Annotated in this window: 14 protein-coding genes; 6 read left to right on the forward strand and 8 right to left on the reverse strand. The window is 71.7% G+C overall.

Going from position 1 to position 13,453, the window contains the following annotated elements; translation table 11 throughout:
• Window positions 1-12: 12 nt before the first annotated feature.
• From mnhG to DEI85_RS01230, 7 genes are all read right to left on the reverse strand, one after another.
• Window positions 13-369 carry a monovalent cation/H(+) antiporter subunit G gene (gene mnhG / locus DEI85_RS01200; RefSeq protein ID WP_071245814.1) on the reverse strand — a complete coding sequence of 119 codons (357 nt, stop codon included), beginning with the start codon at window positions 367-369 and terminating at the stop codon, window positions 13-15.
• Window positions 366-704, reverse strand: coding sequence for an MrpF/PhaF family protein (locus DEI85_RS01205; protein WP_110894112.1), 339 nt, complete (start codon window positions 702-704; stop codon window positions 366-368). Before DEI85_RS01205 ends, mnhG begins: the two co-directional genes overlap by 4 nt.
• Complete coding sequence (locus DEI85_RS01210; RefSeq protein WP_110858581.1) at window positions 701-1,282, reverse strand: Na+/H+ antiporter subunit E; 582 nt, start codon at window positions 1,280-1,282, stop codon at window positions 701-703. The genes DEI85_RS01205 and DEI85_RS01210 overlap by 4 nt, the downstream gene beginning before the upstream one ends.
• On the reverse strand, window positions 1,279-2,970 hold the full coding sequence (locus tag DEI85_RS01215) for a Na+/H+ antiporter subunit D (RefSeq protein WP_111123809.1): 1,692 nt from the start codon (window positions 2,968-2,970) through the stop codon (window positions 1,279-1,281). The genes DEI85_RS01210 and DEI85_RS01215 overlap by 4 nt, the downstream gene beginning before the upstream one ends.
• Window positions 2,967-3,377 carry a Na(+)/H(+) antiporter subunit C gene (locus tag DEI85_RS01220; RefSeq protein WP_110858583.1) on the reverse strand — a complete coding sequence of 137 codons (411 nt, stop codon included), beginning with the start codon at window positions 3,375-3,377 and terminating at the stop codon, window positions 2,967-2,969. Before DEI85_RS01220 ends, DEI85_RS01215 begins: the two co-directional genes overlap by 4 nt.
• Window positions 3,374-6,286, reverse strand: coding sequence for a Na+/H+ antiporter subunit A (locus DEI85_RS01225; RefSeq protein WP_111123808.1), 2,913 nt, complete (start codon window positions 6,284-6,286; stop codon window positions 3,374-3,376). Before DEI85_RS01225 ends, DEI85_RS01220 begins: the two co-directional genes overlap by 4 nt.
• A 101-nt stretch (window positions 6,287-6,387) precedes the next feature.
• Window positions 6,388-7,140, reverse strand: a complete 753-nt coding sequence (locus DEI85_RS01230) for an SDR family NAD(P)-dependent oxidoreductase (protein WP_111123807.1) — start codon at window positions 7,138-7,140, stop codon at window positions 6,388-6,390.
• Window positions 7,141-7,185: 45 nt separating this feature from the next.
• Here DEI85_RS01230 and DEI85_RS01235 point away from each other — a divergent pair, with 45 nt between their 5' ends.
• The 6 genes from DEI85_RS01235 to DEI85_RS01260 all read left to right on the forward strand — a co-directional run bounded on the left by DEI85_RS01235 (window position 7,186) and on the right by DEI85_RS01260 (window position 12,315).
• Window positions 7,186-7,908, forward strand: coding sequence for an SDR family oxidoreductase (locus DEI85_RS01235; protein ID WP_181436394.1), 723 nt, complete (start codon window positions 7,186-7,188; stop codon window positions 7,906-7,908).
• On the forward strand, window positions 7,905-8,564 hold the full coding sequence (locus tag DEI85_RS01240; protein WP_111123805.1) for a FadR/GntR family transcriptional regulator: 660 nt from the start codon (window positions 7,905-7,907) through the stop codon (window positions 8,562-8,564). Before DEI85_RS01235 ends, DEI85_RS01240 begins: the two co-directional genes overlap by 4 nt.
• Window positions 8,565-8,631: 67 nt before the next feature.
• Entirely contained in the window at window positions 8,632-9,252 is a 621-nt protein-coding gene (locus DEI85_RS01245) for a DedA family protein (protein WP_110858588.1), read from the forward strand.
• 10 nt (window positions 9,253-9,262) lie between these two features.
• Window positions 9,263-10,159, forward strand: coding sequence for an SMP-30/gluconolactonase/LRE family protein (locus DEI85_RS01250; protein WP_111123804.1), 897 nt, complete (start codon window positions 9,263-9,265; stop codon window positions 10,157-10,159).
• Window positions 10,160-10,166: 7 nt separating this feature from the next.
• Complete coding sequence (gene rlmC / locus DEI85_RS01255; RefSeq protein ID WP_110858590.1) at window positions 10,167-11,318, forward strand: 23S rRNA (uracil(747)-C(5))-methyltransferase RlmC; 1,152 nt, start codon at window positions 10,167-10,169, stop codon at window positions 11,316-11,318.
• A 301-nt stretch (window positions 11,319-11,619) separates the two neighbouring features.
• Window positions 11,620-12,315, forward strand: a complete 696-nt coding sequence (locus DEI85_RS01260) for a LysM peptidoglycan-binding domain-containing protein (RefSeq protein WP_111123803.1) — start codon at window positions 11,620-11,622, stop codon at window positions 12,313-12,315.
• Window positions 12,316-12,397: 82 nt separating this feature from the next.
• Here the strand turns inward: DEI85_RS01260 and DEI85_RS01265 are convergent, their stop codons facing one another.
• Window positions 12,398-13,441, reverse strand: a complete 1,044-nt coding sequence (locus DEI85_RS01265) for an LCP family protein (RefSeq protein WP_111123802.1) — start codon at window positions 13,439-13,441, stop codon at window positions 12,398-12,400.
• Window positions 13,442-13,453 lie beyond the last annotated feature (12 nt).

The following is a 13,453-nucleotide window of genomic DNA, read 5'->3' on the forward strand; positions in this document are numbered from 1 at the left end:
GCGTGCGAACGCTCAGGACTCGGTGTCGTCGACGAGCAGGTCCTCGTGCCGGTAGTCGTCGGCGCGCAGCCCGGCGCGGGCGATCATGTGCGTCGACACCGGCACCAGGAACAGCTGGAACACCATGATCGGCAGCACGACCCAGAACGCCGTCCACGTCCACACCGCGACGACGATGGCGGCCAGCGCGAGCGCGAGCCCGAGCACCTGCGGCTTCGCCATCGCGTGCAGACGGACGAGCGGGTCCGGGAACCGGACGATGCCGACCCCGGCGCCGAGCGACAGCAGCGACCCGACGAGCAGCAGCCCGATGGCGATCCAGGCGCGGATGCCGGCGTCGTCGACGAACGACTCGATGATCTCGATCACGGCTGGTCCTCCTCGGCACGCTCGGGGGTGGTGACGGTCAGTCCCTCGTCGGACGGGTCCGCTGAGGGGGTGACGGCCCGGGCCACGGCGACCGTGGCGAACACACTCGTCGCCGAGATCACCACGAGCACGGGGATGCCGGTCAGGTCCTGGCGGATGACCATCGCGGCGGCGATCACCACGAGCACGGTGGTCAGCACCATGTCCGACCCGATCATGCGGTCGAGGATGGTCGGCCCGCGCACGATCCGGTAGACCGCCAGGGCCAGCGTGGCACCCAGCAGGGCGAGGACGAGCACGATCGCGATCCCCATCACGACGACGGCGGGGCTCACCGGGTCACCTCCGGCAGCGGCTCGGACAGCTCGGAGACGTCCTGCTTCGACCCCAGTGCGCGGATGACCATGGCCTCGATCCGGAGTGCGACGCGGCGTTCGTCCTCGACCTGATCCAGGCGCTCGGTGTCGAGCACGTGGATCAGCAGGCGACGGCGCCGCAGGTCCACGTCGGCGACGTACGAGCCGGGCACGAGCGAGATCGCGAGGGTGGCCAGCGTGAAGGTCATCTCGGACGTGGAGTGCAGCTGCACGAGCGTGATCGAGCTGCGCCGCACACCGCGGGGACGGAACGCGACCCACGCGACCCGGAAAGACGCCACGACGACGAGCCCGGACCACACGACCAGGAACCGCAGCACGTGCACGATCGAGAACCGTGCGGACAGCGGGACCGGCGGGAGCGGCAGCGCCTGGGTGACGAGGAGCGCCACGACGATGCCGCACAGCAGCGTCAGCGGGGTCCACGACCCCCAGAGCAGCGCCCAGAGCACGGTGAGTCCCGCGACGAGGGGCACGTCGTAGCGCCACGCCAGCGCGATCCGCCTGGCGTTGGAGATGCGGCGGACGTCGGTCATCGTTCACCTCCGAGCACGGCCTGCACGTAGCGGTCGGGCGACTCCAGCGACTCCGCTGCGCGGGTCGCGTAGCCGTAGAGCGGGCCGGCGACGACGGTCAGGGCGACGGACCCGAGCACCGCGACGGTGGTCACGCCGACGAGCATGCGCGGCAGGCGCACCTTCTCGGGAGCCTCGCCGATCGCCTCGGTCGCGCCGGTGGTCGGACTGGAGGCACGGGTCGCGTGCGGTGCGTCGGTGACCGCAACCGAGCCTCCCGGGTGGTACGCCTCGCCCGTGTCCTCGGAGACGGTGAGCGGAGCCGGTTCCGGCGACCGCAGGTGGGCGTGCGGTTCGGCGCTCGTCGCGTGCGGGGCGGCGGCCTCGGCCGCCGGCTTCGGCCGCCAGAAGGCGGCGTCCCAGACCCGCATGAGCGCGTACAGGGTGAGCAGCGAGGTGACGACGCCGGCGCCGATGGTGACGTACGCCATCGGGGAACCGTCCTCGGCGGCGGCGCGGAACAGGCCGAGCTTGCCGATGAAGCCGGAGAACGGCGGGATCCCGCCCAGGTTGAACGCGGGGATCAGGTACAGGGCGGCCAGCAGTGGTGCAGCCTTCAGCAGTCCGCCGAGCGACCGGGTCGAGGTCGTCCCGCCGACACGTTCCATCAGGCCGGACACCAGGAACAGCGTGGTCTGCACGACGATGTGGTGCACCGTGTAGAACACCGCGGCCGCCGTACCCGCGACGGTGCCGAGGCCGACGCCCATCACCATGAAGCCGATGTGGCTGATCAGCGTGAAGGACAGCAGCCGTTTCACGTCGGTCTGCGACACCGCGCCGAGCACCCCGACGACCATCGTCAGTGCGGCGACGACGAGCAGCACCTCGTTGAGTTGTGGTCGCGGGAAGATCACCGTCTCGAGCCGGATGATCGCGTAGATGCCGACCTTGGTCAGCAGGCCCGCGAAGACCGCGGTGACCGGCGCCGGGGCCGTCGGGTACGAGTCCGGCAGCCAGAACGCCAGCGGGAACACGGCCGCCTTGATGCCGAACCCGATCAGCAGCATCGTGTGCAGGAGCAGCTGGACGTGCTCCGGCAGGTCGGCGACGCGCTCGCTGATCTGGGCGATGTTCACCGTGCCGGTGGCGCCGTAGACCAGACCGATGGCGGCGAGGAAGATCGCCGATGCGATCAGGCTCGTCACGATGTACGTCGTGCCGGCCCGGACGCGCTGCTCACTGCCGCCCAGGGTGATGAGCACGTAGCTCGCCACCAGCAGCATCTCGAACGCCACGTACAGGTTGAACAGGTCACCCGCGATGAACGAGTCGAGCACGCCGGCGGCCAGCACCAGGTACGTCGGGTAGAAGATCGTGACCGGGGCGTCCTCGTCGTCGGCGGCCAGGCCCTGCCCGATCGAGAACAGCAGGACGAGCAGCAGGACGCTCGCGCTGACGGTGAGCAGCAGTGCGCTCAGCCGGTCGACGACGAGCGAGATGCCGTACGGGGCGTCCCAGCCGCCGACCTGCACCACGATCGTGCCGTGCCGGTCGACCAGGACCATGAGCGTGGCGGCCACGGCCAGCGCCACGACGAGCACCACGACGGTGATCGCACGCTGGAGCTTCTGGTGGCGGAGGAGTCCGAGCGCGACCGCGGCACCGAGCAGCGGGACGAGGACGAGGAGCGGGACGAGCCAGGTCATCGGGTCGCCTCCTGTTCTGCGTCGGTGGTGGTCTCCGGGTCCTCGTCGGCCGGCTCGTCGCGGTCACGGCCGATGGCGGCGTCGGCCTCGTCGACCTCGACCTCGTCGGCGCGGGACAGCTGCCACGACCGGTGGATCAGGGCCAGCAGGAACGCGCTCACGGCGAAGGTGATCACGATCGCGGTCAGGGCGAACGCCTGGGGGAGCGGGTCGGTGATGTTCTCGGCGCTCGTGCCGATCGGCGGGTCGCCCGCGGCGCCGGACATCACCAGCAGCAACAGGTTGAGGGAGTTGCCGAGCAGCAGGAAGCCGAGGAGCATCCGGGTCAGGGAGCGTTCGAGCAGCAGGTAGACGCCGCACGAGAACAGCACCGCCATGGCGATCACGAGGACGAGGGTGACGGTCATGTGGCGCTCCCTTCCGGGGTGGGGGCATCGAGGGTGTCGCTGACGGACTCCTCGGTGGTGTCGCGGGTCGGGGTCGAGGCGTCCTCGAGGCGCTGCCGGTCGACCTCGGCGCCGAGGCTGCGGAGGACGTCGAGCACCAGGCCGACGACGACCAGGTACACGCCGATGTCGAAGAACGTCGCGGTGACGAACTCGACGTGTCCGAGGATCGGGACGGTGGCCTCGAAGAACTCGGAGTACAGGGCTTCGCGACCGAAGAACAGCGGCACGATCGCCGTGATGGCGGCCGTCGCGACACCCAGGCCGAGCAGGCGACCGGCGCGCACCGGGGCCGCGGCGCCGAGTTCGGCGGGACCGCCGGCCAGGTAGCGGGCCGCGAGGGCGATGCCGGCGACCAGGCCTCCGGCGAACCCGCCACCTGCCGAGTTGTGGCCCGCGAACAGCAGGTAGAGCGACAGCACGATCAGGCCGTGGAACAGCAGTCGGACGACCACGTCGAGCAGGGCCGAGCGGCCGGTCGGGATCGCGGCGCTCGTCGGTAGCCAGGCGCGTGGCTCACCGTCGGTGCGCTCGCCGTTCGCGGTCAGGGTCTCCGGCAGGTCCCGCAGCCGGGGCAGGGTGTCCTCGCGCGAGTTCACGAAGATCAGGCTCGCGACGCCGGTGGCTGCGGCGACCACGACGGTGAGCTCACCGAGGGTGTCCCAGCCGCGCAGGTCGACGAGGGCGACGTTCACGACGTTCAGACCGTGCCCGAACGAGCTCGTCAGCGCGGGCAGGTCGGGCCAGAGGGGGCGTGCCGTGCGGGCGGAGGCGGCCACGACGACGACGATCGCCAGGGTCAGCCCCGCCAGACCGGCGAAGAGTGCCCGCACGACCCGGAACCGCGACGGGTTGGTCGTGGCGATGCGCGGGGGCAGCCGTCGGAGGACCAGGACGAAGGCGATCAGGGTGACCGTCTCGACCACGAGCTGCGTCAGGGCGAGGTCGACGGCGCCGTGCAGGACGAACAGCACCGAGAGGCCGTAGCCGGTGACGCCGACCAGGACCGCGGCGGCGAACCGGGTCTTCGCCGTGAGCACCGCGATGCCGGCGATCGACATCACGATCATCACCGGGATCTGGCCCCACGTGTCGGCGAACCGGACGTGGAACTCCCACGGCCCGCCGAGCACCAGGTTGGCGAGCGCCCCGGCGACGAAGACCGACAGGATCACCGTCAGGTAGTAGGGGAGCGAGCCGCGTTGCAGGCTCGCGGTGAGTCCGGTCGCTCCGCGGTCGAGCAGTCGCATGCCGTGCCGGTAGGTGCCCGCGGCACTCGGGAACCCGGCGAGCCGGTGCTGGAGCGCCTCGACCGGACGCCGCAGGGCGAACAGTGCGAGGCCCCCCACGAGGGTGATCGCGGACAGACCGAGCGCGGGCTCGAGGCCGTGCCAGAGCGCGAGGTGCGGGACCTCCTCGCCGCCGAGCGCTGCGGTCGTCGCCGCGGGCTCGATGCCGTGCGCGACCACCGGGGTGAGCAGGCCGAGTGCGAGCCCGGCCAGCGCGAGCACCGAGGGCACGACGGCGAGGCCGTGCAGGGCGTGCGGCTCGGTGGTCGCGACACCGGGCTTGCGGGCGAAGGCGCCCCACAGGAACCGCAGCGAGTAGGCCACGGTCAGCACCGAACCGACCGTCACGCCGATCAGGGCGAACCAGGCCCAGCCGGCGTCGGGGCCGTGCAGGGACTCGGTGAACCCGGTCAGCACGGCTTCCTTCGCGACGAACCCGATCGTCGGCGGGATCCCCGCCATCGACACCAGCGCGAGCACCGCGACGACCGCCAGCCACGGGCGGGCGCGCCCGAGTCCGCTGAGCCGGCCGAGGTCACGCGTGCCGGTGACGTGGTCGATCGCGCCGACCACGAGGAAGAGCGTCGACTTGAAGGCGGCGTGGGCCACGAGGAGTGCGACCCCTCCGAGGGCGACCGCGGGGGCACCCCAGCCGGCGGCGAGCACGAGGAACCCGAGCTGGGCCACGGTGCCGTAGGCGAGCAGGAGCTTGAGGTCGGTCTGCCGCAGTGCCCGGTACCCGCCGACGAGCATCCCGGCGACGCCGAGCAGCGTGATCGTCTCGCGCCAGCCGTCGAGCAGCGCGAACGCGGGGGCGAGCCGGGCCACCAGGTAGATGCCGGCCTTCACCATCGCCGCGGCGTGCAGGTAGGCGCTGACCGGGGTCGGGGCGGCCATCGCGGCGGGGAGCCAGAAGTGGAAGGGCACGATCGCCGACTTCGTGAGCGCCCCGAGCAGGACGAGGACCACCGACACCGAGACGACGGTGCCGCTCGGCGGGTCGGCGACGATGCCGGACAGCGAGGTCGTGCCCGCCGTGACCGAGAGCATCACGAGGCCCGCGAGCATCGCCAGACCACCGGCGGTCGTGACGACCAGGGCCTGCATGGCGGCGGCACGACTGGCACGCTTCGCGGCGTCGTGCCCGATGAGCAGGTAGGAGAAGACCGTCGTGGCCTCCCACAGGACGAACAGCACGATGACGTCGTCGGCGATCACGAGTCCGTACATCGAGCCGGCGAAGGCGGTCAGGACCCCGGCGAACCGACCGAGCCCGGGTTCGTCCCGCTCGAAGTACGAGGCGCAGTAGACCAGCACCAACGCGCCGACGATCGACACGACCAGTGCGAGCACCCACGACAGGGCGTCCATCCGCAGCGAGACGTCGAGGTCGAGCTGGGGGACCCACCGGTGCCGTTCGACGACGCTGCCGTGCAGGGCGGCGTCGGTCTGGGCGATCGTCAGCACCGCCGCCGCGGCGGGGGCGAGGGCCGCGACGTAGAAGACGCGGCGGCCGAGGACGGGGGTCAGGGCGGGGACGATCAGGGCGACGATCGCGAACGCGACGAGGACGAGGACCATCGGGCACCTCCTCGGGGTCGGGCTGCAGTCCGGCTCACTGGGCTCTCACAGCTTACGAAGCGACCCATGTGGAGAACCTGTGCGGCCGGACAGCAGTCCGCTCAGGTACGGCCGTGCGCTCGGGCGGGGATCTGCGTCGCGAGCTTGCCGCCGGAGACGTCGAGCAGGGTGCCGGTGATGTACCCGGAAGCGTCGCTCGCCACGAAGACGAGCAGGTCGGCGACGTCGTCCGGCGTCTCCCACCGGCGGAGCGACAGCGTGTCGAGCAGGCGGTCCTGCGCCTCGGTCGGCATCGTCGCGAAGCCGTTCATGGCCGTCGGCACCATGCCCGGTGCGTAGGCGTTCACGGTGATCCCCCACGGGCCGAGCTCCGACGCCAGGACCCGGGTGAACGAGACGACGGCGGCCTTCGACGCCGCGTAGGCCGCGCTCCCGACGCTGGGCACGATCGCCGCGAACGAGGCGGCGTTGATGATCCGACCGCGCCCGGCCGCCTGCATCACCGGAGCAACGGCCTGGCTCATCAGGAACGTGCCGCCGAGGTTGACGTCCATGCAGCGGCGCCAGGCGTCCCACTCCAGTTCGGCGACCGTGCCCGTGACGTTGATGCCGGCGTTGTTGACCAGCACGTCGATCGTGCCGTGCAGCCGGACGACCTCGTCCACGGCGTCGTGCACCGACTGCGGGTCGGCGACGTTGCACACGACGTGGTCGAGCGGGAAGTCCGGCTCGAAGGACAGGTCGAGCGCGACGACGCGGCACCCCTCGCCGACGAAGCGATCAGCGAGTGTGCGGCCGATCCCGCGCGCCGCGCCGGTCACGACGACCACTCGGTCGGTCAGGTCGAGGTGCATCGTTGCTCCCGTCGTCGGTGCCTTCAATAGGCATACTATTCGAGCATGACGGATCAGCGTGTGCTCTGGGTCACGGGTGGGGGCAGCGGCATGGGAGCCGCGAGCGCCGAGGCGGCGGCGCGGGACGGCTGGACCGTGGTGCTCAGCGGACGTCGTGCCGACCGGCTCGAGCAGGTCGCACGCACCATCCGTGACGCCGGGGGAACCGCGGACGTCCTGCCCCTCGACGCGAGCGACCCCGAAGCCGTCACCGCCGCGCGGGACGCCGTGCTCGAGCGGCACGGCCGGCTCGACGGGCTCGTGCTGGCGGCCGGACTCAACGCCCCGCGGCGCCGGTGGGACGACCAGTCGCTCACCGACTTCCGCGCGATCGTGGACACGAACCTCACCGCCGTCGTCACGCTGGTGGACGCCTCGCTGCCGGCACTCCGCGTGGCCGGCGGCGTGGTCGTCGTGGTGTCGTCGTACGCCGGGTGGTCCTTCCAGCCGGGAGCGGGTGTCGCGTACTCGGCGAGCAAGTCCGCGCTCGCCTCGGTCGTCCGCACGCTCAACCAGCAGGAGGCCGAGCACGGCGTCCGTGCCACGCACCTGTGTCCTGGTGACGTGGCGACGGACTTCCTCGACCAGCGGCCGGAGGCCCCCGATGCGGCCGCCCGGCAGCGCATGCTCCAGCCGGAGGACGTGGGGCGGACGGTCACGTTCGTGCTCGGGGCGCCGGCGCACGTGCGCATCGACGAGCTCGTGCTGTCGCCTGTCTCGCAGCGGTGACGAGCACCTTCGAACGGGTCCTCGACGAGGTCGGTGCCGCCGTCGTCTCCGGTGCCGTCGCCGTGGGCAGCCGCCGGAGCATCGACGACCTGGTGGCCTGGACGGGTGCCAGTCGCAGCATCGTCCGCGAGGCCGTCCGAGTCCTCGTCGCCCTCGGCCTGCTCACCGCGCGGCAGCGGGTCGGCGTGACCGTCCTCGGCGTGCGGGAGTGGGACGTCCTGGATCCGCGCGTGGTGCGGTGGCGGCTGCGGGGCCCGGACGGTGACCGCGTGGCGGCCGAGCTCCGTGAGCTGCGTGCGGCGGTCGAACCCGCCGCTGCTGCCGCAGCAGCCCGGCGGGCAGCGCTCGACGAGTTCGCGGACCGACGGGAGGCCCTCCGCACCACCGCCGACGAACTCGCCGCCGCCGCGACCCGCGACGACCGCCTCGACTTCGTGATCGCGGACGTGCGGTTCCACGCGCTCGTGCTCGACCTGTCCGGCAACGCGCTGTACCGACGACTGCACCAGGTCGTCGGCCAGGTGCTGCGCGAACGCGGGAGCGTCCGCCCGGACCGGCACGACGTCGGCCTCCACCTCGCTCTCGCCGATGCCGTCCTCGACGGTCGTCCGGACGAAGCGGCCTCGACGATGCGGGCGATCGTCGACCGCACGTGAGTGGAGCGCCCCGGACCTGCGAGGATGGACCCCGGTGTGCCCCTCCGGCGCCCGTGGAGGGTGAGTCGTGGACGCAGCACAGGACCTGGTCGTCCAGCTCGTCGGTACCCCGTGGGCGTTCTTCGTGGTCGGCCTCGTGCTCGCCGTGGGCAGTGTCGCGGTCTTCCTGCCCAGTCAGGCACTCGTCGTCGCGATCGGCACGCTCCTGGTGGGCGGTGACGGCGGTCTCCTGCCGGTCCTCTTCCTCGTCGTCGCGGCGTCGATCGGCATGGTCCTCGGCGACCTCGGGCTCTACCACCTGGCGCGTTCGGTCGACCTCGGCTCGAGGTCGTGGTTCTCGCGTCCGAAGGTCCGCGCGGCCCGGGACGCCATCGACGGCCGCTACCGTGCAGCTCCCGGGCGCATCGCGGTGCTCGGACGCTTCATCCCGATGGGCCGGTTGACGACGAACCTGGTCGGCGCGGACAGCGGGCTCGACCTCCGGCGGTTCCTGCTCAGCTGCGTGCTCGCCGACGTCGTCTGGGCGGCGTACTGCGTCGGCATCGCCTCGGCCACCGGGCGTTGGAGCCGCGAGCAGCCCTTCCTCGTCACGACCCTCGCGGTCGTGGCGTCGATCCTGCTCGGCCTCGCGATCTCCGCGATCGAGAAGGCCCTGCGACGACGCAGCGAGGCGGCGGCCGCGGCCTGACGAAAGTAGGGTGGGCACCCCGTTCGAAGGAGAACCCGTGCTGCTCGACGACCTCGTGCCGGACCGCGATGCGCTCGAGCGCATCGCCACCGGCAGCACCTGGGCCGAGGGGCCCTGCTGGATCCCGTCGACGCGCACGCTGCGGTGGTCCGACATCCCTGGTGACCGGATCCTGCAGTGGCACGCCGACTCGGGGGAGACCTCGGTGTACGCGGACGGTGTCGAGTTCACCAACGGCCGCACGCTCGATCGGGACGGCAGTGTCGTGCAGTGCTCGCACGGCCTGCGTCGGGTCGAGCGTGACCGCGACGGAGTCGTCACGCCGATCGTCGACGTGTGGGACGGGGGCCGCTTCAACTCCCCGAACGACGTCGTGGTCGCGCGGGACGGCGGCGTCTGGTTCACCGACCCCGCCTACGGCATCACCCAGCCGCGTGAGGGGCACCCGGGCGTGCGCGAGTACGGCGACCACTGGGTGTTCCGGTGCGGACCGGAGGGCGGGGACCTGCGACCCGTGGCGACCGACCTGGACGAGCCGAACGGCCTGGCGTTCGCCCCGGACGAGCGGGTGCTGTACATCGCGAGCTCGTCGGGCGACGAGCCGGTGATCCGTGCCTACGACCGCCGTGGCGACCTGCTGAAGAACGGCCGGGTGTTCGCGCGGCTCGAGCCCGGAGAGGGAGCGCCGGACGGCATCCGGGTCGACGTGCACGGCAACGTCTGGTCGTCCTCCCACCGCGGCGTCGTCGTGTTCGACCCCGAGGGAGCCCGGATCGGAGAGGTCGCCGTGCCGGAGGTCACGTCGAACCTGTGCTTCGGCGGCGACGACGGCACGACGCTGTTCCTGACCGCGACGACGTCGGTGTACCGGATCGCCACGACGACGCGGGACGCTGCCGTATCCTGACTCGGCCATGCAGTGCGACTACTTCGACCGCGGGGTGTGCCGGTCGTGCACGCTCATGGGTCAGCCCTACGCCGACCAGGTCCTCGACAAGGAACTCCGGACGCGCGAGCTCCTGCACGACGCGGTCGAAGCTGCCGGGGGTCCCGGAGCGGTCTCCTGGTCGCCCGCGATCACCAGCCCGGAGTCGGGGTACCGGAACAAGGCGAAGATGGTCGTGGGCGGATCCGTCCAGCACCCCACCGTCGGGATCCTCGACCACCGGCAGCGCGGCGTGGACCTGCGGCACTGCGGGATCTGCACGCCCGGCATCCGGCACGCGTTGCCCGTGCTGGCCGAGTTCGTCTCGACCGCGGGGCTGATCCCGTACGACGTCGCCGCGCGCCGGGGCGAGCTGAAGTACGTCCTGGTCACCGAGTCGCCCGACGGCGAGCTGATGATCCGGTTCGTGCTGCGCTCCGAGGGACAGCTGCCACGGCTCCGGCAGCACCTCGACGCCCTGCGCGCCGCACTGCCGAACGCGGTCGTGGTGACCGTCAACCTGCTGCCCGAGCACAAGGCCGTCACGGAAGGCGACCGCGAGATCGTGCTGACCGAGCAGGAGACGCTGCCGATGCGGCTCGGCGGGATCACGATGCACCTGCGGCCACAGAGCTTCTTCCAGACGAACACCGGCGTCGCGACCGAGTTGTACGCGCAGGCGACGGCCTGGATCGACGAGCTCGATCCCGCGTCGATGTGGGACCTGTACTGCGGCGTCGGCGGGTTCGCGCTGCACGCAGCCCGCCCCGGTCGCGTGGTGACCGGCATCGAGACGAGTGCCGAGGCGATCCGCTCCGCGCGGCAGTCCGCTCGTGAGGCCGGCCTCGAGGGCCTCCGGTTCGCCGCCGACGACGCGACCGAGCACGCACTCCGGGCCCGTCCGGACGCGGTGCCCGAGCTCGTCGTCGTGAACCCGCCGCGTCGCGGGATCGGCGAGCGGCTGTCGACCTGGCTCGAGGAGTCGGACGTGCAGCACGTCGTGTACTCGAGCTGCAACCCCGTGACCCTGGCGAAGGACCTGGCACGCATGCCGTCGTTCCGGCTGCGTCGGGCCAGGGTGCTCGACATGTTCCCGCAGACCGGTCACCTCGAGGCCGTGACCCTGCTCACACGGGGTTGATCCCGAGCGCCGATCGGCATTGCCAGGGAATTGCCAAGGACACGTACCCGGGTACGGCTCGATCACCATGCCCATGGGGATGTGTCCGTTCAGGTTCGGGGTAGGGGTACATAGCATCTACGGGTAGAACCGTTTGTCTCGGTTTGATAACGGTCAAGAGTTTCCTATGGTTGCCGACCGAGGTGCCGCCGGCCCGATGACCACTGCCCCCGGTGGCGCACCCCACAACTGACCGCGATCGGTCGGGGTGGGCAGTGGATTCCGCAGCAGATGCGGCTCGTGACCCCGGTGGAGCAATCACATGAAGAAGCTTTCCCGTACCCGCACCATCGTCGGTGGCCTGGCGTTCGCCGGCATCGCAGCGACCGGTGTCGGCCTCGCGGCAGCCCCCGCGAACGCAGCGTCCGGTTCGACCTGGGACCAGCTCGCGCAGTGCGAGTCCGGCGGCAACTGGGCCATCAACACCGGCAACGGCTACTACGGCGGCCTGCAGTTCAACCTCGGTACCTGGCAGGCGAACGGTGGCGCGGGCAACCCCGCCTCCGCCAGCCGCGAGGCCCAGATCGCCGTCGCCGAGCGTGTCCTCGCCTCGCAGGGCTGGGGTGCATGGCCCGCCTGCTCCGCCCAGCTCGGGCTGAGCGGCACCAGCGGTGCAGCCCCCGCCGCGGCCGCTCCGGCCCCCGCACCGGCTCCGGCGCCCGCACAGCAGGCTGCCCCGCAGCCTGCCGCTCCGGCACCGGCTCCTGCCGAGCAGGCCGCCCCGCAGCCGAGCACGACCGAGTCGACGCCCGCCCCGGCAGCGACGACGCCGAGCAAGCCGGCCCCGGTCGAGACGAGCGGCAAGACGTACACGATCGCCTCGGGCGACACGCTCGACACGATCGCGACGAAGCTCGGGGTCGACGGCGGTTGGAAGCAGCTCTGGGCCGCGAACACGTCGACCATCGACGACGCGAACCTGATCTACGCCGGCCAGGAGCTCCAGCTCCCCGCCTGATCTCTCCGCAGACCGGACACGACGACGCCCCACGACCTCGAGTCGTGGGGCGTCGTCGTGCGTGCGGCCTCGCGGTACTGGGCTACTGCGGGTTGTCGGCGAGCCAGCCGGCGACGTCGTCGGACCGGAGCGCCTGGGACAGGGAGCCGACGGCGAGCTCGTTCAGGTTCACGATCGACTGCCCGTCCGGTGCCGTCCCTGAGCCCGCGGTCGGCACGGTGAAGGTCACGAGGTCGTCTGCCCGGACCGCTCGGAGCGACCACCCGAGTTCCGCCATCCGTGCGAACGAGAACCCGGCGTCGACCGACAGGTGCGCACTCGTCGCCGCGACGAAGTCCTGGATGCGACCGGGGTTCGTGACGGTGCCGCGGGACAGCAGCCCGTTCACGACGCCGCGCATGAACGCCTGCTGGTTGCGGACGCGGGTGTGGTCCGCGTCGACGAAGGCGTAGCGCTCCCGGACGAAGGCGAGTGCTGCGGTGCCGTCGAGCCGGTTCGCCCCGGCCGTGAAGTCGTGGCCGCGTGCTGAGAACGCCCGGGGGGAGTCGACCGTGACGCCGCCGAGGGCATCGGTCATGTCCTCGAACCCGGCGAAGTCGATCTCCGCCACGTGGTCGATCCGGATGTCCAGGAGCTGTTCGACGGTCTCCGTGGTGAGGGCGACCCCACCCCAGGAGTAGGCCGCGTTGATCTTCGCGCGTCCGTGTCCGGGGACCTCGACCCAGGAGTCGCGCATGATCGACATGAGGTACACGTGCTGTCGGTCGGCGGGGACGTGCGCCAGCATCAGGGTGTCGGAGCGGCCGCCGAGCTCGGGCCGCGCGCCCTCGGGGCCGCCCTGCGCGCGAGCGTCCGACCCGATGAGCAGGATGTTCTCACCGCCGGACGTGCTCGGCCGCGCACCGCTCGGGAACGGGTCGGCGATGGTGTCGCGACCGGCGTCGAAGCTCCGCGCGAGTCCGCCGACGAACACGCTCGCCACGACGGCGATGACCAGGGCGACACCGACGAGCGAGCCGAGCGTCGCGATCAGTGCGACCAGGAACGGTCGCCGTCGCCGCGTGCTGCGACCGGGTGCGCGGAGAGTGTGTGCTGCGGCCGCCCGGGCGGCTCGGCGTTCGGACATGCGGGGCTCCTG

Origin of the sequence: Curtobacterium sp. MCBD17_026 (genome assembly GCF_003234895.2) — a bacterium.
GTDB classification, from domain to species: domain Bacteria; phylum Actinomycetota; class Actinomycetes; order Actinomycetales; family Microbacteriaceae; genus Curtobacterium; species Curtobacterium flaccumfaciens.